Raw genomic sequence first — 18,196 nt, forward strand, 5'->3', positions numbered from 1 at the left:
CGGTGCGGCGCGCTCAGTGCGCGCCCGAGACGACGACCGGAATCTCCGTCGCAGGCGGCGTGTTGCGGCTGCGGCCGCAGCGCACGATGCCGTCGATCATCACCATGCCCACGCCCGGGATGTCGCCCAGCTGCACGCTCTCGAGCAGGCCCGGCGCGGGCGAATGTTGCGCGCGGTCCATGAAGACGAAGTCGGCGGCACGGCCCACCTCGACGAGGCCGCAGTTGAGCTTGCGGATCTTCGCGGTGTTGCCTGTCGCGAAGCAGAACACCAGCTCGGCCGGTATGTTCGCGATGGACGACAGCATCGCCACCATGCGCAGGATGCCCAGCGGCTGGACGCCCGAGCCTGCCGGGCCGTCGGTGCCGAGGATCACGCGGTGCGGGCACTTGAGCTCCAGCGCGGCCTTCGCCGCCGCGATGGCGACCTTCTCGTTGCCGTTGTGCACGATCTCGATGGCGCGCGAGCTCTTCTCGCAGAGCTCGCACACGTGCGCCTCGGGCAGCGAGGTGTGGCCGCCGTTGATGTGGCCGATGACGTCGGCGTCGGCCTCGAGCACCACGTCCTTGTCGATCAGCCCCGAGCCGGGAATGGACGGGCCCCCCGTGTGGATCGTGCTCTGGATGCCGTACTTGCGCGCCCAGGCCACCATCTCCTTGGCCTCGTAGCCGGCCTTGACCGAGCCCAGGCCCACTTCGCCGAGCAGGCCCACGCCGGCCTCGGCGAGTTCCTTGAAGTCGCTCTCGACCATGCCCTTCTCGATGACGGGCGCGCCTGCCAGCACCTTCACGCCGCCGGGGCGGAAGTTGTCGAAGGCGCGCTGCGCGGTGATGGCCAGGGCCTTCAGGCCGACGATGTCCTTGGGACGGCCGGGCAGGTGCACCTCTCCGGCGGAAATCATGGTGGTCACGCCGCCGTGCATGGTGGAGTCGATCCAGCCGAGCTGGCCCTGGCGCGGGGTCCAGTCGCCGAACACCGGGTGCACGTGGCTGTCGATCAGGCCGGGGGCCACGCAGGTCTTCTTCGCGTCGATGACGGTGACGGCGCCTTCGAGGTCGCAGTCCTTTTCCTTGCCGATCGCGACGATCAGGCCGTCGTTCACGACGATGGTGTCGGCATCGAGGATGGGCTTGTCGATGTCGCCCGAGAGCAGCAGCCCGATGTTCCTTATGACGACCTTGCCCGACTTGCCGCCGGCTGCGATTTCTGCCATTTCGTGTTTTCCTCGTGGGGTGGGGTGTTGTCTTGCACTTCGTCCGCGCGCACGGTGCGCAGCACGGTCTCGATCACGAAGTCTTCCCAGTGCGCGATCGCCTCGGGCGACTCCAGCGGCTCGCCGAGGAAGGCGGTGAGCGTGTGCCGGTTGGAGGTGTAGAAGTAGCCGGTGGAGGCAATCAGCAGGTAGATGTCGCGCGCCACCAGGTCCTTGCGGAACAGGCCCTGCGCGGCGCCGCTCGCCAGGATCTCCTCGATGATCGCCACCGCGCGCGACGAGTATTCGCGTGCGCGCAGCGACTTCGAAATGTGCCGGCCCTTGTGCAGGTTCTCGGTGTTCAGCAGCGTGACGAACTCGGGATTCTTGCGGTAATAGCCCAGCACGAAGCGGATGACTTCGGTGAGCGCGTCCACCGGCCGCGAGGCGTCGAGCGCGATGGCGGCCTCGGCGTCGTCCATGCGCTGGTAGATGCCTTCGAGCACCGCGATGAAGAGGCCTTCCTTGCTGCCGAAGTAGTAGTAGATCATCCGGTCGTACGACTTCGCGGCCTTGGAAATCTTCTCCACGCTGCCGCCGTCGTAGCCGTACCTGGCGAAGACCTTGGTCGCGGCCTTCAGGATGCTGTCGCGCGTGGCCTGGGCAGCCGCCTCGCGCACGCCCGTGCGGCGCTGCGGCTTGGTGACTGCCTTGCGTTCCATCAGCGGCCGGAATGAAGGGCGAGGCGGTCGCCGCCGGGCCGCCCCAAGGCGGACCGCGCCTCCCCCATGGGGGGTGGAGTTACACGAGCGCAGCGAGTGAAAAGCCGGGGGGCTTTCATTTCTCTGCGAAGGCGCGCTCGACGACGTAGTCGCCGGGGGTCGACGTGTTGCCTTCCTTGAAGCCGCGAGCCTCCAGGATGTGCTTCAGGTCGACCAGCAGGCCGGGGCTGCCGCACAGCATGACGCGGTCTTCCTCGACGTTCAGCGGCGGCAGGCCGAGGTCGTCGGTGAGCTTGTTGCTCTCGATCAGGTCGGTGATGCGGCCCTGGTTGCGGAACTCCTCGCGCGTGACCGTGGGGTAATACAGCAGCTGCTTCTCGATCATCTCGCCCAGGAACTCGTGCTTGGGCAAGTGGTCGGTCACGAGGTCGTGGTAGGCCAGTTCGTCGACCTGGCGCACGCCGTGCACCAGGATGACCTGCTCGAACTTCTCGTAGGTGTCCGGGTCGCGGATGATGCTCATGAACGGTGCGAGGCCGGTGCCGGTGCCGAAGAGGTACAGGCGCTTGGCAGGCAGCGTGTAGTCGATCAGCAGCGTGCCGGTGGGCTTGCGGCCCACGATGATGGTGTCGCCCACCTGGATGTGCTGCAGGCGCGAGGTCAGCGGGCCGTCTTCCACCTTGATGCTCAGGAACTCGAGATGCTCCTCGTAGTTCGGGCTCACGATGCTGTACGCGCGCAGCAGGGGCTTGTTGTTGACCTTCAGGCCGATCATCGTGAAATGACCGTTGGAGAAGCGAAGCGCCGGGTCGCGCGTGGTGGTGAAGGTGAACAGGCGATCGGTCCAGTGGTGGACGCTCAGGACGCGTTCTTCGCTGAATGCACTCATACGGAACTCAAGAGTTGGTTGGTAACAGGGGAGGTTGGCTGAGCCTGCGTGCACGCCTTTGGGGCGCAAGCCGCCGGCCGGCTCCGAACCCTCCATTGTCGTTGGTCGGAGAAACCCCGATGAACACCGCGAGAAAACACCATTGCAAGCATCGGGCCCGTTTGCTACATTGACCTTTGATGTAGTGAATGCAACATGAAAGTGTAGGGAATGCTACACAAACGGAAGTCGATGCACAAGCGGGCGGACGGCACGTTTGTTGCAAACCCCGGCAGCCTGGATTTGCCTTTCGCTCACCACCGAACGCCCACGAGATCGCCCCGATGACAGAACACACCAAGACAGATGGCCTCCCCGGCATGGACATGCCCGTGGTGGCCGAAGCCGGCAGCAGCGCCTTCGGCAAGGCGCCGCTGCGCAACGAGCGCATGAGCACGGCCAAGGTCGAGTGCAACGCCTGCCCGGTGCTCTGCCAGATCTCCGACGGCCGCACCGGCGCCTGCGACCGCTACGCCAACAAGGAGGGCGTGCTGGTGCGCGTCGATCCCGTGGTGCTGCTGCGCCGCACGGTCGAGAGCGAGAAGCCCGCGCTGGTGCCCTTCAACCGGCCCGGCGCCGAAGAGGCCCCCGCCAGCCCCGACTGGAACGGCGACCTGCTGCACGCCGACGAAGTCTTCGTCACCGGCGTGGGCTCCTCCACCACCTATCCCGACTACAAGCCCGCCCCCTTCATCGTGGCCTCCAAGGCCCAGGGCGTGGACATGGTCACCGTCGTCACCGAAGGCATCTTCAGCTACTGCAGCTTCAAGGTGAAGATCGACACCGACCGCTTCCTCGGCCCCGAGCAGGCCAACGTGCGCTACCGCGGCGAGGTCGTGGGCCACGTGACCACGGCCGAATACGGCTCGCAGATGCTCTCGCTCGGCGGCGTGCACCACCTCACCGGCGGCAGCAAGAAGGAAGGCCGCATGACGGCCGAGCTGATGCAGCTGCTGGGCAACAAGAAGGCGGTGGAGTGCACCATCGACGGCGGCTCCACCCTCGTCATCCAGGCCGGCAAGGCGCCCATCGTCAACGGCGTGGAAGAGCAGCGCATGCGCGTGGGCTGCGGCTCGGCCGCGGTCGGCATCTTCGCGCGCCAGTTTGCCGGCGTGGCCGACGAGGTGGTCGTGGTCGACGACCACATCACCGGCGTGCTCACCGAGCACCAGGCCGGACGCTGCCTCGACATGGCGCCCTCGGGCATCCAGATGCTGGGGCGCAAGTCCACGCCGGGGCGCTACTTCCAGGTGGCGAACCCGGGCAACGGCTGGGGCGGCACCGACATCGCCGATCCGCTCGCGATCATCGAGGGCTGGGAAGAGGGCGTCGCCCGCCCCGGCCTGCGCCTGCTCATGACATCGACCACCGGCGAGCACGCGCAGTGGTACGTGCTCGACGACGCGCTCAAGCCCGTCGAGCAGCCGATGCCGCCCGAAGTGAAGCGCATCGTCGACCGCATCGGCGAGAACTGCGAACCGTCGCTTTGCACGGTGCTGTTCCTCGGCGGTGCGGGCGGCAGCCTGCGCGCGGGCGTCACCGAGAACCCTGTGCTGCTCACGCGCGCCATCAAGCGCGCGCTGGTCAACGTCACCTGCGGCGGCGCGCCGGCCTATGTGTGGCCCGGCGGCGGCATCACGGTGATGGCCGACGTCATGCGCATGCCCGACAACAGCTTCGGCACCGTGCCCACGCCGGCCATCGTCGCGCCCATCGAATTCAGCATGCGGCGCGACGACTACGAGGCGCTCGGCGGCCACGTCGAACACATCTTCCCGCTCGAGCAGGCGCTCGCTCGCGGTGCATGGCAGGAAGACGGCGCACCGCTCGCGCGCCAATGGCTCGCGGTGGACGACGCCAACCCGTGGCCCCTGGGCCACGCCCCGATGCTGGGCTGATCATGTCCGCCCAACGCACAGCGCTCGACAAGAGCCGCTGGCATTTCAACCACGGCCCGATCGATATCGTGGCCGAGGCGCATGGCGACCCGTACGCCGTGGCCGCCGCGCACGACGCGGCGTGGGCGCGCTTCGTCCACGTGCTCGACGAGCTCGTGCGTGAGCTGCCGCTGCTGCGCCTGCCCGTCGTGGACAAGATGCGCCCGCGCAACGTGGTGGCACGCCGCATGTGGGATGCCTGCGCCGCTTTTTCGCCGATGTTCATCACACCGATGGCGGCGGTGGCCGGCTCGGTTGCGCAGGAACTCATCGCGTTCTACGAGCGCCCCGGCGTGGAGCGCGCGTGGATCAACAACGGCGGCGACATCGCGCTGCATCTTGCGCCGGGGCAGTCCGCGCGCGTGGGCGTGTTCGCCGACATCGCGCGCTTCGACCTGCGCGGCCATCTGGCCGGCGAAGGCGGCGTCCTTACCACCGACGGCCAGTTCGAGCTGCGCGCCGACCAGCCCGTGCGCGGCGTCGCCACCAGCGGCTGGCGCGGGCGCAGTTTCTCGCTGGGTATCGCCGACAGCGTGACGGTGCTGGCCGCCACCGCAGCGCAGGCCGATGCCGCCGCGACAGTGATCGCCAACGCCGTCGACGTGGACGACGAGGCCATCGCGCGCCGCCCGGCGAGCGAGTGCAAGGACGACAGCGACCTCGGCGACACCCTCGTCACCGTCGACGTGCCCGCGCTGGCCCCCGCGCAGGTGCGCAGCGCACTCGATACGGGCGCGATATGCGCCAAGGTCCTGCAAAAAGGAGGGCTCGTATGGGCCGCTCTACTCGTTTGCCAGGGGCAGTGGAGACTTGTCGAACCCTTATGCTCGAAGGCGCTCGATGCAGAGTCGCCGAAATCCGTTGGTTCAGTATTTGCTTAACGAAAAGCAAGGTTCTTTTTCATGATCGAAATCCGCCGCGTCTTCACCCAGGTCGAGCACATCCACCACGAGTTCGGACCGCGCGCCGACACCCCGCTGGTGCGTGGTGCCATCGGCGCGGTGCTGACCAATCCGTTCGCGGGCCGCTACGAGCCCGACATCCTGCCGATGATGGCGCTGCTCGACCCGGTGGGCGTCGACATGGCGCACCGGCTGCATGCCGCCATGGACGTGCCGCTCGAGCAGATCGCCACCTACGGCAAGGGCGCCATCGTCGGCGCCGATGGCGAACTGGAGCATGGCGCGCTGTGGCACGTGCCCGGCGGCTACGCGATGCGCGAACTGCTCGGCTGGAAGGGCAGCCGCGCCGCCTACACCGCTGGCAAGGCCGAGGAAAAAACCGGCCAGCCCGGCAACGCGCTCTCGATCGTGCCTTCGACCAAGAAGGTCGGCCCGCCCGGCGCCGCGCTCGACGTGCCGCTGACCAACATCAACGCCAGCTACGTGCGCGGCCAGTTCGACGCCATCGAGGTGCGCGTGCCCGGCGCGCCTGCGGCCGACGAGATCGTCTTCATCCTCGCGATGAGCACCGGCTACCGCATCCATGCCCGCGTGGGCGGGCTGCTCGCGAAAGACATCAGCAAGTGGGACGGCCTGCGCTGACCCGCGAAGACCCGCACAGAGACAAGACAAGGAACACACAGAACATGACCGCCAACATCCGCAAGCTCGTCGTCCAGGTCGATGAAACCCGCAAGGAAATGGGCAAGGACATCACGCCGCCCACGCGCCGCGCCGTCGCCATCGCCGTCATCGAGAACCCTTACGCGGGCCGCTACAGCGAGAACCTCGACGAGCTCATCGCCATCGGCGAGGAACTCGGCGCGCTGCTGGGCCAGAAGGCCGTGAAGGCGCTGGGCATCGAGCCCGGCCAGGCGCAGAGCTACGGCAAGGCCGCCATCGTCGGCGAGCGCGGCGAGCTCGAGCATGCCGCCGCCATCCTGCATCCCAAGCTGGGCGCGCCGCTGCGCGTTGCAGTGGAGAAGGGCGCCGCGCTCGTGCCCTCGGCCAAGAAGCAGGGCACGCTGGGCACCGCCATCGACGTGCCGCTGGGCCACAAGGACGCCGCCTTCGTGCGCAGCCACTTCGACGCGGTGGAAGCCCGCGTGAGCGACGCGCCGCGCGCCAACGAGATCGTGGTGGCCGTGGCCGTCACCGACAGCGGCCGTCCGCTGCCGCGCATCGGCGGCCTGCAGGTTTCTGAAATCAAGGGCGAAGACGGCCTGCGCTGAAAACAGACGCACCGCACAGCCCCCGCGTCCGCACAACTCGAATTCTTTCTGCCTTAACCCCTAGGAGCTTCTCGATGAATCCATTGCGCCATGTTTTCTGCGCCGCTTCCGTCGTCACGCTGGCTTCGGCCCTCGTTCCCGCGCACGCGCAGGGCGTGATCAAGATCGGCGAAATCAACAGCTACAAGGCGCAGCCCGCCTTCCTCGAGCCCTACAAGAAGGGCATGGAGCTCGCGGTCGACGAGATCAACGCCAAGGGCGGCATCAACGGCAAGAAGATCGAGCTCATCAGTCGTGACGACAACGCCAACCCCGGCGACGCCGTGCGCGTGGCCGAGGAGCTCATCTCGCGCGAGAAGATCGACGTGCTGGCCGGCGCCTTCCTGTCGAACACCGGCCTGGCGCTGACCGACTTCGCCAAGCAGAAGAAGTTCTTCTATCTCGCCGCCGAGCCGCTCACCGACAAGATCGTCTGGAGCAACGGCAACAAGTACACCTACCGCCTGCGTCCCTCGACCTACATGCAGGTCGCGATGCTGGTGCCCGAGGCCGCCAAGCTCAAGAAGAAGCGCTGGGCGCTCGTGTACCCCAACTACGAATACGGCCAGTCGTCGGTCGCCACCTTCAAGACGCTGCTGAAGGCCGCGCAGCCCGACGTCGAGTTCGTCGCCGAGCAGGCGCCGCCGCTGGGCAAGGTCGACTCGGGCAGCGTGGTGCAGGCCCTGGCCGATGCCAAGCCCGACGCCATCTTCAACGTGCTCTTCGGTGCCGACCTCTCCAAGTTCGTGCGCGAAGGCAACACGCGCGGCCTCTTCAAGGACCGCGAGGTGGTGAGCGTGCTGACAGGCGAGCCCGAGTACCTCGACCCACTGAAGGACGAGGCGCCCAACGGCTGGATCGTCACCGGCTACCCGTGGAGCGGCGTGAAGACGCCCGAGCACAAGGCCTTCCTCGATGCCTACCAGGCCAAGTTCAAGGACTATCCGCGCCTGGGCTCGGTGGTCGGCTACAGCGCCATCCACTCGATTGCGGCCGGCATCAAGAAGGCCGGCGGCACCGACACCGAGAAGCTCGTGGCCGCCTTCAAGGGCCTGCAGGTCGACACGCCTTTCGGCAAGATCAGCTACCGCGCGCAGGACAACCAGTCCACCATGGGCGCCTATGTCGGCAAGACCAAGAACGACGGCGGCAAGGGTGTGATGGTCGACTACGTCTACCTCGATGGCGCGAAGTTCCAGCCGAGCGACGAAGAAGTGAAAAAGATGCGCCCTGCGGACTGACCGCACGGCACCTCCACCGCATTCGCTGCCTTTTCGCATTAGGGCGCGGATGCGGACGTCTCCAGTTTCCTCAGGGTCCTTATGAGCTTCTCTGGCTTCGTTGTTCAGTTGCTCAACGGGTTGGCCGGCGCGTCCTCGCTCTTCTTCGTGGCGGCCGGTCTCTCGTTGATCTTCGGCGTGACGCGCATCGTCAACTTCGCCCATGGTTCGTTCTTCATGGTGGGCATCTATCTCGCGTACACGCTCGTCGACAAGCTGGGCTCGAGCCTGGGCTTCTGGCCTGCGCTGCTGATCGCCGCGCTGGCGGTCGGCGTGCTCGGTGCGCTGATCGAGGTGCTGCTGCTGCGCCGCATCTACAAGGCGCCGGAGCTGTTCCAACTGCTGGCCACGTTCGCGCTGGTGCTCGTCATCAAGGATGCGGTGCTGTGGCTCTGGGGCCCCGACGAACTGCTCGGTCCGCGCGCGCCCGGCCTCAAGGGCTCGGTCGAGATCCTCGGGCGGCAGTTTCCTTCCTATGACCTGTTCCTGATCGTCATCGGCCCGGTGGTGCTGGGCCTCGTGTGGCTGCTGCTCACCCGCACGCGCTTCGGCACGCTGGTGCGCGCCGCCACGCAGGACCGCGAGATGGTCAGTGCGCTGGGCGTCAACCAGGCCTGGCTCTTCACGGCAGTGTTCGCGCTCGGCGCGTTGCTCGCGGGCCTCGGCGGCGCGCTGCAGTTGCCGCGCGAACCCGCCACGCTGGAGATGGACCTGAACACCATCGGCGCCGCCTTCGTGGTCGTGGTGGTGGGTGGCATGGGCTCGCTGCCCGGCGCCTACATGGCCGCGCTGCTCATCGCCGAGATCAAGGCGGTGTGCATCTGGCTCGGCGTGGTGCAGATCTTCGGCATTGACGTCTCGTTCTCCAAGCTCACGCTGATGGTCGATTTCCTCGTGATGGCCATCGTGCTGGTGTGGCGCCCCTGGGGCCTGTTCGGCCGTCCGCAGGCACCCAGCCGCTACGTGGGCATGCAGGAAGAGCCGCTGCGCCGCCCGGGCAGGGCCTATGTGGTGGCGGCCGCAGTCTTCGCGCTGGTGCTGGCGGTGCTGCCGTTCCTGACGGTGAACTCGCCCTACACCACGGTGCTGATGATCGACCTGATGATCGCGGCCCTCTTCGCCACCAGCCTGCACTTCATCATGGGGCCGGCCGGCATGCATTCCTTCGGCCATGCGGCGTACTTCGGCCTCGGCGCCTACGGTGCGGCGCTGCTGGTGCGCGCGCTGCACCTGCCGATGGAACTCGCGCTGATCGTCGCGCCGCTGGTGGCGGCGCTCGGCGCCTTCGTCTACGGCTGGTTCGCGGTGCGGCTTTCGGGTGTGTACCTGGCGATGCTCACGCTCGCCTTCGCGCAGATCACCTGGGCCATCACCTACCAGTGGGACAGCTTCACCGGCGGCAGCAACGGCCTGACCGGCGTGTGGCCTTCCGAGTGGCTTTCCGACAAGCAGGCCTACTACTGGCTCACACTGGTGCTCGTGGGCCTCGGCGTGTGGTGGCTGCGGCGCGTGCTGTTCTCGCCCTTCGGCTACGCGATGCGCGCGGGTCGCGACTCGGTGCTGCGCGCCGACGCCATCGGCATCGACGTCAAGCGCATGCAGTGGGTGGCGTTCATCATCGCGGGCACCGTGGCGGGCCTGGCGGGTGCGCTCTTCGCCTTCTCCAAGGGCAGCATCTCACCGGAGACGCTGTCGGTGGGCAAGTCGGTCGACGGCCTCGTGATGGTGCTGCTCGGCGGCATCCAGACGCTCGCGGGCCCGGTGGTCGGTGCCGTCACCTTCACCTGGCTGCACGACACCGTGGCGCGCAACACAGACTACTGGCGCGCAATGCTCGGCGCCATCATCCTGATCCTGGTGCTGCTGTTCCCGCAGGGCATCGCGGGCTCCATCAAGCAGCTTGCGGACCGCTGGCGCGCGCCGAAGGAAGGTGAAGCCGAAAAGACCGGAGCCAAGGCCAAGCTCGAGGAGGTGAAGGCATGAGCAACACGCTCCTCAAGGTCGAGAACCTCGGCAAGTCCTTCGGCGGCGTGAAGGCCGTGGACGGCATCAGCTTCGAGCTGCCGCCCGGCGAGCTGCTCGCGCTCATCGGGCCCAACGGCGCCGGCAAGTCGACCACCTTCAACATGGTCAACGGCCAGTTGAAGGCCGACCAGGGCTCCATCACGCTCGATGGCCAGGAACTCGTGGGCCGCAAGCCGCGCGAGATCTGGCGCATGGGCGTGGGCCGCACCTTCCAGATCGCCGAGACCTTCGCCTCGCTCACCGTGGTCGAGAACGTGCAGATGGCGCTGCTGTCGCACGACCGCAAGCTCTTTTCCACATGGCGCCGTGCCGCCGACCACAAGCGCGAGGAGGCTCTGGCGCTGCTCGACCAGGTCGGCATGAAGTCGCAGGCCGACCGGCCCTGCAGTGTGCTGGCCTACGGCGACGTGAAGCGCGTCGAGCTCGCCATCGCAATGGCCAACTCGCCCAAGCTGCTGCTGATGGACGAGCCCACCGCCGGCATGGCGCCCAAGGAGCGCAACTCGCTCATGGCGCTGACCAAGGAACTCGTCATCCAGCGCGGCATGGCCGTGCTCTTCACCGAGCACAGCATGGACGTGGTGTTCGCGTACGCCGACCGCATGATCGTGCTGGCGCGCGGGCGCCTCATCGCCCAGGGCAAGCCGCTCGAGATCCGCGACCATCCCAAGGTGCAGGAGGTGTACTTCGGCACCGGCAAGACATTCGAGAAGAAGATCGCCGAGAAGGCCGCAGCCATTGGAGAAGCAGTATGAGCACGCATGAACCTCTCCTGCAGGCCAAGGCACTGTGCGCCTGGTACGGCGCCGCGCAGATCCTCTACGACGTCGATCTCGAAGTGCGTCGCGGCGAAGTGGTCGCGCTCATGGGCCGCAACGGCGCGGGCAAGTCGACCACGCTCAAGGCGCTGATCGGCATGCTCACCAAGCGCCGCGGCGCGGTGCGCTTCCTGGGTCACGACATCTCGAAGAGCGAGCCGCATCATGCGGCGCGCCTGGGCCTGGGCTTCGTGCCCGAAGACCGGCGCGTGTTCACCGATCTCACGGTGATGGAGAACCTCGAGGTCGGCCGGCAGGCCGCGCGCCGCTGGGCCGACGGCAGCGACGCGCCGCTGTGGACGCCCGAGCGCCTGTTCAAGCTCTTCCCCAACCTCGGCGAGATGCCCAACCGCCCGGGCGGGCGCATGAGCGGCGGCGAGCAGCAGATGCTGACCGTGGCGCGCACGCTGATGGGCAACCCGTATCTCGTGCTGCTCGACGAGCCTTCCGAAGGCGTGGCGCCGGTGATCGTCGAGCAGATGGCCAACATGATCCTGGAGCTCAAGGCGCAGGGCGTGAGCATCCTGCTGTCGGAGCAGAACATGCACTTCGCCGAGCTGGTGTCCGACCGCGCCTATGTGCTCGAGAAGGGGCAGATCCGCTATCACGCCACCATGGCCGAGCTTGCGGCCAACGACGAAGTCCGCCGCGCTTACCTGAGTGTCTAGCATGAAGCACACCCCCAGTCTTCGCGCACTTCGTGTCGCTTCGCCAACCCCCTTGCAGGGGGCAACACCGACGGCCCGGCAAAGCTGGTTCCGTGGTGTTCCTGGAAAGTTTCTCTTGTCCTGATTCAAGTTCCCCTTCCAGTCCTACCAGGAGTCCACGCCATGCATCGCAGAACCCTCGTGAAATCCGCCGCCGGCCTCGGGCTGGCCAGCGGCCTCGGCAGTCTCGGCTTCAACGCCTTCGCGGCCGGCAAGATCAAGCCCGGCGCCAAGGCGGCGCTGATCGTGGTCGACGTGCAGAACTGCTTTCTCGACGGCGGCACGCTCGCGGTGAAGGGCGGCAACGAAGTCATCCCGGTGATCAACGCGCTCGCGCCGGCGTTCGAGAACATCGTGGTCACGCAGGACTGGCACACGGCGGGCCACGCATCTTTCGCCAGCACCTACAGCGGCAAGAAGCCCTTCGAGACCACCAAGCTCAGCTACGGCACGCAGGTGCTGTGGCCCGACCACTGCGTGCAGGGCACCGACGACGCCGCGCTCGGCAAGGACCTGAAGGTGCCCACCGCGCAGCTGGTCATCCGCAAGGGCTTCCACAAGGACATGGACAGCTACTCGGCCTTCGAGGAGGCCGACCACAAGACGGCCACGGGCCTCGCCGGCTACCTGAAGGCGCGCGGCATCAAGACCGTGTTCGTCACCGGCCTGGCCACCGACTTCTGCGTGGCCTGGACCGCGATGGACGCGCGCAAGGCCGGCTTCGAGGCCTACGTGATCGAGGACGCCACGCGCGGCATCGACCTCAACGGCTCGCTGGCGGCGGCCTGGAAGCAGATGACGGCCAAGGGCGTCAAGCGCATCCAGTCGGCCGACATCCAGACCGCCTGAGCGCGCCGCCGTGAAGAAGAACGAAAAGAACGGGCAACACACGGATCCACGACGCATGAAACTTTCCATCACAAGGCGCGCCATGGTCGCGGGCGGCGCCGCCCTGGCCTTCGGTCCCGGCCTGTTGCGCACGGCGCGCGCGGACAACAGTGTGAGCGACACCACCATCCGCATCGGCCAGTCGGCCGTGTTCAGCGGACCGGCGAAGGACTTCGGCATCGACTACCGCGCGGGCATCAAGCTGTACTTCGACCGCGTCAACAAGTCGGGCGGCGTGAACGGCCGCAAGATCGAGCTCATCACCTACGACGATGCCTACGATCCCGCGAAGACGGCCGTCAACACCGCCAAGCTGATCGACGAGGACAAGGTGTTCGCGCTCACCGGCTACGTGGCCACCGGCAACCTCGCGGCGGCGATGCCGCTGGCGGAGAAGGCCGGCGTGCCGATGTTCGCGCCGCTGGTGGGCACCACGTCGTTCCGCACCAAGGTCAACCGCTACCTGTTCCACGTGCGCGCGGGCTACGACCTGGAGCTGCGCAAGATCATCAGCCACCTCTCGACCATCGGCATCCAGTCGATCGCGGTGGTCTACCAGGACAGCGCCTTCGGCAAGTCGAACCTCGCCACCTGCGAGGAGCTGGCGGCCGACTACAAGGTGAAGGTGCTCAAGACCTTCCCGCTGGCCATAACAGCTGAAGACGCCAGGCAGGTCGTCACCGGCCTGGCCGACGCGAAGCCGGGCGCGGTCGTGATGATCATGGCCGGGCGCATGGTCGAAGTGTTCATGCGCGACTACCGCGCCAACGCCGTGGGCGCACCGCTGTACACGCTCTCCGTCGGCATCACCGACGCGGCCGGCTCGGCCAAGCGGCTCGAAGGCAAGCTCGCGGGCCTGGTCACGGCCAGCATCGTGCCGCCGCCGCAGGCGCTGCGGGTGCCGATCGTGGCCGACTACCAGCGCGACCGCGCCGAGTTCGGCGAGAAGATCGACAGCTACACCGCGTTGGAAGGCTACATCGTCGCGCGCGTGATGGTCGAGGGCCTGCGCCGCGCCGGCAAGGCGCCCACGCGCGACAGCTTCATCGCCGGCCTCGAGAGCATCGGCAGCACGCGCTTCGGCGACTTCCCCATCGAGTACAGCGCGAAGAACCACAACGGCTCGACCTTCGTCGATCTGGAGATATACGCCCGTGACGGCCAGTTGCGGCGCTGAGCCGCTGCGCCTGCTGGTCAACGGCCGGGCGCAATCGATAGCAGGAGTTCCGCGCGAGGCGACGCTGCTGCACCTCCTGCGCAACGACCTGGGGCTGAACGGTCCCAAGTACGGCTGCGGGCTGGGGCAGTGCGGCGCATGCACCGTGCACGTCGATGGCGTGGCCGCGCGCTCGTGCGTGATTCCGGCGCACGGCGTGGCGGGGCGCGCCATCACCACGCTCGAAGGACTGGGTTCGCGCGGCAGCTGGCATCCGGTGCAGGCCGCCTTCGAGGATGCGCAGGCCGCGCAGTGCGGCTACTGCCTCAACGGCATGGTGATGCAGGCGGCTGCGCTGCTGGCGCGCGACCCGCAGGCCAGCGAGGCGCGCATCCGCGGCGAGCTTTCGGGCAACCTGTGCCGCTGCGGCACGCACATCGAGATTCTTGATGCGGTGCAGCGCGCGGCGGTGCGCATGCGCGAGCAACCCGCCACATGACGCGCCGCGCCGATCTTCCGCGCACGCGCGCCGAATTCCTCGCCTCAGACGGCGTGCTGCTGGTGGTACGCGAGACGCCGGCCGCGCCGGTGCCCGCCAAGGGACAGCCGGCCTTCGTTGCCGGCAACCCCGTCGAGGGCGACGAGATTCTTCTTGCGGTATGGGACGACGGCAGCGCCTCGGCGCTCAACGGGCACGTCGACCTGGGCACCGGCATACAGACCGCACTGGGCCAGATCGTGGCCGAGGAACTCGACCTCGGCATGCCCTGCGTGCGCGTGATGCTCGGCGACACCGCGCGCGCGCCCAACCAGGGCGCGACCATCGCCAGCGCGTCGATCCAGATTCATGCGCAGCCCTTGCGGCTGGCGGCGGCACAGGCGCGTGCATGGCTGCTGGCGCGTGCTGCCGAGCGCTTGGGCGTGGCCGCGGATGCGCTGCAGATGCGCAATGGCGTGGTGCGCGTCGCCGAGCTGCCCGACCGGCACGTCAGCTATGCCGAACTCGTCGCCGGCCAGCGCACCGTGCTGCGGCTCGATCCGCAGGCGAAGCCCAAGGACCCGGCCGACTACCGCGTGGTCGGCACGCGGCAGGCGCGCGTCGACATCCCGGCCAAGCTCGCGGGAGAGCTCGTGTTCGTGCACGACATGCGGGTGCCTGGCATGCTGCACGGCCGTGTGGTGCGCCCGCCGTATGCCGGCGCGGACCACGGCGAGTTCATCGGCAACACGCTGGAGTCGGTCGACGAATCGTCGATCGCGCACATTCCCGGCATTCGCGCGGTGGTCGTCATCCGCGACTTCGTCGGCATCGTGGCCGAGCGCGAGGAACACGCCGAGCAGGCCCTTCGCGAGCTGCGCGTGAAGTGGAAGCCGTGGCCCGGCATGCCCGACCTGGGCGACCTCGCCCAGGCCCTGCGCGACAACCCCTCGACGCAGCGTCTGCTGGTCGACGAAGGCGACGTGGACGGCGCCATCGCATCGGCCGCGAAGCCCATGCGCCGCACCTACGTGTGGCCCTACCAGATGCATGCCTCCATCGGCCCCTCGTGCGCGCTGGCCGACTGGCAGCCCGCCGACGGCAGCGGCATGCAACTGCGCTGCTGGACCGGCTCGCAGAACCCGCACGTGCTGCGCGCCGATCTCGCGAAGCTCATGGGCGTGGACGACGTGCAGGTCGACGTGGTCCGCATGGAGGCGGCGGGCTGCTACGGCCGCAACGGCGCCGACGACGTGGCCGCCGATGCCGCGCTGCTCGCGCGCGCCGTCGGCGCGCCGGTGCGAGTGCAGCTCACGCGCGAGCAGGAACACGCGTGGGAGCCCAAGGGCGCGGCGCAGCTCATGGAGATCGACGGCGGCCTCATGCCCGACGGCAACGTCGCCGCCTACGATTTCGAAACCTCGTATCCCTCGAACGGCGCGCCCACGCTGGCGTTGCTGCTCACGCGCACCATCGAGCCGGTGGCGCAGGCCTTCGAGATGGGCGACCGCACCGCCCGCCCGCCCTACAGCTACGACAACCTGCGCGTGAAGGTTAACGACATGGCGCCGATCGTGCGCGCCTCGTGGCTGCGCGGCGTGTCGGCGCTGCCGAGTTCGTTCGCGCACGAGTCCTACATCGACGAACTGGCGACGGCGGCGGGTGTCGATCCGGTGCAGTTCAGGCTGCGGTACCTGGAAGACCCGCGCGCCGTCGAGCTCGTGCAGGCCACCGCGCAGAAGGCCGGCTGGCGCATGCGCACCGGGCCGCAGGAGAACGCCGACGGCGGGCTCGGCGAGGGCGGCGACATCCTCTTCGGCCAGGGCTTTGCGTACGCACGCTACATCCACAGCAAGTGGCCGGGCTTCGGCGCGGCGTGGGCCGCGTGGGTGGCCGACGTCGAGGTCAACCGCAAGACGGGCGAGGTGCATGTGCGCCGCGTGGTGGTTGGGCACGACGCGGGGTTGCTGGTAAACCCGGCGGGCGTCGAGCACCAGGTACACGGCAACGTGATCCAGACCACGAGCCGCGCGCTGAAGGAGCGCGTGGAATTCGCGCCGCAGCAACAGCAGCAGGATGCGGCGACGGGTGCGCAGCTGCCTGGCGTCCTGCCTTCCGGCGTGGTCGCCAGCCGCGAGTGGGGCGGCTACCCGATCATCAACTTCCGCGAAGTGCCGGTGATCGAGGTGATGCACATGCCGCGGCCCGGCGAGCCTTCGCTGGGCGCGGGCGAGTCGTCGTCGGTGCCGGGCACTGCGGCGATCGCGAACGCGATCTTCGATGCGACGGGCGTGCGCTTCAGGGTGCCGCCGTTCACGCCGGAGACGGTGCTCGCGGAATTGAACAAGGGCTTGCTGCCTCCGGCTCCTCCGGGAGATGGCGGGGGAGGCGAGCTGCGTGGGAATGGTGATGCCGTCGTGCCCCCATCCGGGCCTTCCCCCGGTGCCGGAAGGAGCAATGCGGTCTGGCCTCGGCGCAAGGGGCTGCGGGCCACTGGTGCTGCATTGGTTGTCGGTGGCATCGGCGTCATCGCCGGCCTGCTCGGCTGGCGATCGGCCATCGCGCCGGTGTCGCTCACCGCGCCGGTCTACAGCCAGGCCACCATCGAGCGTGGCTGGGTGCTCGCCTCGGTCGGCGATTGCGCCGTGTGCCACACGGCACCCGGCGGCATGGCCAACGCGGGGGGGCGCGCCATGGACACACCCTTCGGCACGCTCTACACCACGAACCTCACGCCGGATGCCGAGACGGGCCTGGGCCGCTGGTCCTTCAGCGCTTTCCAGCGTGCGATGCGCGAGGGCGTCTCGCGCGACGGGCACTATCTGTATCCCGCATTCCCCTACACCGCTTTCGCGAAGACCAGCGACGACGATCTGCAGGCGCTGTATGCGTACTTCATGTCGCTGCCCGCCGTGCGGGCGGAAACGCCGAAGTCCGAGCTCAAGTTTCCATTCAGCATTCGCCCGCTGATGGCCGGCTGGAACGCGCTCTTCCATGACCCGGCGCCGATGCAGCCCGTGGCCACGCAGAGCGCGGAGTGGAATCGTGGTGCCTATCTGGTCAACGGCCTGGGGCATTGCGGCGCCTGTCATACCCCGCGCAATGCGCTGGGCGCGGAGCAGGGCGGCAGTGCCTTCCTGTCGGGCGCGATGGTCGATGGCTGGGAGGCGCCGGCGCTCACGCAGCTGGCATCGAAGTCGGCGGTGCCGTGGGATGCCGACGAGTTGTATCGCTACCTGCGCAACGGCCACACGCAGCGGCACGGCGTCGCGGGCGGGCCGATGGCCGAGGTTGTGCGCGAGCTCGCGCAGGTGCCGGACGAGGACATTCGCGCGATGGCCACGTATCTGGGCTCGTTCAACCCCGCGCCGGCCGCGGATCCTGCCGCTGTCGCGCAACAGGTTGTGGGCAACGCGGCGCGCACGCAGGGGCGACTGCTGGGCCCCGCACAGCGCATGTTCGACAGTGCCTGCGCCTCTTGCCACCACGACGGCAACGGGCCCACGCTGCTCGGCGTCAACACGCCGCTCGCGCTCAACAGCAACCTCACGAGCGCGCGGCCCGACAACCTGCTGCGCACCATCCTCGACGGCGTGCGCGAGCCGGCGAGCCGCGACATCGGCTTCATGCCCGGCTTCCGCGATGTGCTCGACGACCGGCAGATCGCCGAGCTTGCCGGCTACATGCGCGCACGCTTCGCGCCGCAGGAGCCCGCGTGGACCGACCTGCCTGCCGAGGTGGCGCGCGTGCGCGCGACGCCGGGGCACTGAGGCCGTAGACAAGGAGTGCCGAGCCGGCCGAGCGGGCTGTTTTCTGCGTGCGCCGCTACGATGCAACGTAGCAGCCACATTCA

15 protein-coding genes are annotated in these 18,196 nt (G+C 68.1%); 12 read left to right on the plus strand and 3 right to left on the minus strand.

The window, feature by feature from the left end; genetic code table 11:
* Positions 1 to 13 precede the first annotated feature (13 nt).
* The 3 genes from ABL838_RS01240 to ABL838_RS01250 all read right to left on the minus strand — a co-directional run bounded on the left by ABL838_RS01240 (position 14) and on the right by ABL838_RS01250 (position 2,803).
* The gene (locus ABL838_RS01240; protein ID WP_126022506.1) at positions 14 to 1,213 is read right to left on the minus strand and encodes an amidohydrolase family protein; all 1,200 of its coding nucleotides are present in this window, start codon (positions 1,211 to 1,213) and stop codon (positions 14 to 16) included.
* On the minus strand, positions 1,168 to 1,914 hold the full coding sequence (locus tag ABL838_RS01245; protein WP_126022505.1) for a TetR family transcriptional regulator: 747 nt from the start codon (positions 1,912 to 1,914) through the stop codon (positions 1,168 to 1,170). The genes ABL838_RS01240 and ABL838_RS01245 overlap by 46 nt, the downstream gene beginning before the upstream one ends.
* Positions 1,915 to 2,029: 115 nt before the next feature.
* Positions 2,030 to 2,803 carry a ferredoxin--NADP reductase gene (locus ABL838_RS01250; RefSeq protein WP_184640497.1) on the minus strand — a complete coding sequence of 258 codons (774 nt, stop codon included), beginning with the start codon at positions 2,801 to 2,803 and terminating at the stop codon, positions 2,030 to 2,032.
* 323 nt (positions 2,804 to 3,126) lie between these two features.
* Here ABL838_RS01250 and ABL838_RS01255 point away from each other — a divergent pair, with 323 nt between their 5' ends.
* From ABL838_RS01255 to ABL838_RS01310, 12 genes are all read left to right on the plus strand, one after another.
* A complete protein-coding gene (locus ABL838_RS01255) occupies positions 3,127 to 4,740 on the plus strand; it encodes a 6-hydroxynicotinate reductase (protein WP_184640495.1) in 1,614 nt (537 codons plus the stop codon).
* Between the two features lie 2 nt (positions 4,741 to 4,742).
* Complete coding sequence (locus ABL838_RS01260; protein ID WP_126022502.1) at positions 4,743 to 5,660, plus strand: UPF0280 family protein; 918 nt, start codon at positions 4,743 to 4,745, stop codon at positions 5,658 to 5,660.
* Positions 5,661 to 5,681: 21 nt separating this feature from the next.
* On the plus strand, positions 5,682 to 6,323 hold the full coding sequence (locus ABL838_RS01265; protein WP_301506502.1) for an amino acid synthesis family protein: 642 nt from the start codon (positions 5,682 to 5,684) through the stop codon (positions 6,321 to 6,323).
* Positions 6,324 to 6,367: 44 nt separating this feature from the next.
* Positions 6,368 to 6,952: an amino acid synthesis family protein gene (locus ABL838_RS01270; RefSeq protein ID WP_126022500.1), complete on the plus strand. Its 585-nt coding sequence runs from the start codon at positions 6,368 to 6,370 to the stop codon at positions 6,950 to 6,952.
* A 74-nt stretch (positions 6,953 to 7,026) separates the two neighbouring features.
* Entirely contained in the window at positions 7,027 to 8,232 is a 1,206-nt protein-coding gene (locus ABL838_RS01275) for an ABC transporter substrate-binding protein (protein ID WP_418123754.1), read from the plus strand.
* Positions 8,233 to 8,313: 81 nt separating this feature from the next.
* Entirely contained in the window at positions 8,314 to 10,254 is a 1,941-nt protein-coding gene (locus ABL838_RS01280; RefSeq protein WP_418123756.1) for an ABC transporter permease, read from the plus strand.
* Positions 10,251 to 11,051 carry an ABC transporter ATP-binding protein gene (locus ABL838_RS01285; protein ID WP_126022497.1) on the plus strand — a complete coding sequence of 267 codons (801 nt, stop codon included), beginning with the start codon at positions 10,251 to 10,253 and terminating at the stop codon, positions 11,049 to 11,051. Before ABL838_RS01280 ends, ABL838_RS01285 begins: the two co-directional genes overlap by 4 nt.
* Entirely contained in the window at positions 11,048 to 11,782 is a 735-nt protein-coding gene (locus ABL838_RS01290; RefSeq protein WP_418123758.1) for an ABC transporter ATP-binding protein, read from the plus strand. Before ABL838_RS01285 ends, ABL838_RS01290 begins: the two co-directional genes overlap by 4 nt.
* 162 nt (positions 11,783 to 11,944) lie before the next feature.
* Positions 11,945 to 12,670 (plus strand): bifunctional nicotinamidase/pyrazinamidase, encoded by a 726-nt coding sequence (gene pncA, locus ABL838_RS01295; protein ID WP_184640486.1) that lies wholly within the window; start codon positions 11,945 to 11,947, stop codon positions 12,668 to 12,670.
* 55 nt (positions 12,671 to 12,725) lie between these two features.
* Entirely contained in the window at positions 12,726 to 13,886 is a 1,161-nt protein-coding gene (locus tag ABL838_RS01300; protein WP_418123759.1) for an ABC transporter substrate-binding protein, read from the plus strand.
* Positions 13,864 to 14,364, plus strand: a complete 501-nt coding sequence (locus ABL838_RS01305) for a (2Fe-2S)-binding protein (protein ID WP_126022494.1) — start codon at positions 13,864 to 13,866, stop codon at positions 14,362 to 14,364. Before ABL838_RS01300 ends, ABL838_RS01305 begins: the two co-directional genes overlap by 23 nt.
* Positions 14,361 to 18,113: a molybdopterin cofactor-binding domain-containing protein gene (locus ABL838_RS01310; RefSeq protein ID WP_418123760.1), complete on the plus strand. Its 3,753-nt coding sequence runs from the start codon at positions 14,361 to 14,363 to the stop codon at positions 18,111 to 18,113. The genes ABL838_RS01305 and ABL838_RS01310 overlap by 4 nt, the downstream gene beginning before the upstream one ends.
* The last annotated feature ends 83 nt before the right edge of the window (positions 18,114 to 18,196 follow it).

Source organism: Variovorax sp. 160MFSha2.1 (assembly GCF_048305075.1).
GTDB lineage: Bacteria > Pseudomonadota > Gammaproteobacteria > Burkholderiales > Burkholderiaceae_C > Variovorax > Variovorax guangxiensis.

Coding starts and splice junctions, on each gene's coding strand:
- ABL838_RS01265 (WP_301506502.1), top strand. CDS start 5,682: ATGATCGAAATCCGCCGCGTCTTCACCCAGGTCGAGCACATCCACCAC.
- ABL838_RS01290 (WP_418123758.1), top strand. CDS start 11,048: ATGAGCACGCATGAACCTCTCCTGCAGGCCAAGGCACTGTGCGCCTGG.
- ABL838_RS01300 (WP_418123759.1), top strand. CDS start 12,726: ATGAAACTTTCCATCACAAGGCGCGCCATGGTCGCGGGCGGCGCCGCC.
- ABL838_RS01275 (WP_418123754.1), top strand. CDS start 7,027: ATGAATCCATTGCGCCATGTTTTCTGCGCCGCTTCCGTCGTCACGCTG.
- ABL838_RS01270 (WP_126022500.1), top strand. CDS start 6,368: ATGACCGCCAACATCCGCAAGCTCGTCGTCCAGGTCGATGAAACCCGC.
- ABL838_RS01250 (WP_184640497.1), bottom strand. CDS start 2,803: ATGAGTGCATTCAGCGAAGAACGCGTCCTGAGCGTCCACCACTGGACC.
- ABL838_RS01285 (WP_126022497.1), top strand. CDS start 10,251: ATGAGCAACACGCTCCTCAAGGTCGAGAACCTCGGCAAGTCCTTCGGC.
- ABL838_RS01280 (WP_418123756.1), top strand. CDS start 8,314: ATGAGCTTCTCTGGCTTCGTTGTTCAGTTGCTCAACGGGTTGGCCGGC.
- ABL838_RS01240 (WP_126022506.1), bottom strand. CDS start 1,213: ATGGCAGAAATCGCAGCCGGCGGCAAGTCGGGCAAGGTCGTCATAAGG.
- ABL838_RS01245 (WP_126022505.1), bottom strand. CDS start 1,914: ATGGAACGCAAGGCAGTCACCAAGCCGCAGCGCCGCACGGGCGTGCGC.
- ABL838_RS01260 (WP_126022502.1), top strand. CDS start 4,743: ATGTCCGCCCAACGCACAGCGCTCGACAAGAGCCGCTGGCATTTCAAC.
- ABL838_RS01310 (WP_418123760.1), top strand. CDS start 14,361: ATGACGCGCCGCGCCGATCTTCCGCGCACGCGCGCCGAATTCCTCGCC.
- pncA (WP_184640486.1), top strand. CDS start 11,945: ATGCATCGCAGAACCCTCGTGAAATCCGCCGCCGGCCTCGGGCTGGCC.
- ABL838_RS01255 (WP_184640495.1), top strand. CDS start 3,127: ATGACAGAACACACCAAGACAGATGGCCTCCCCGGCATGGACATGCCC.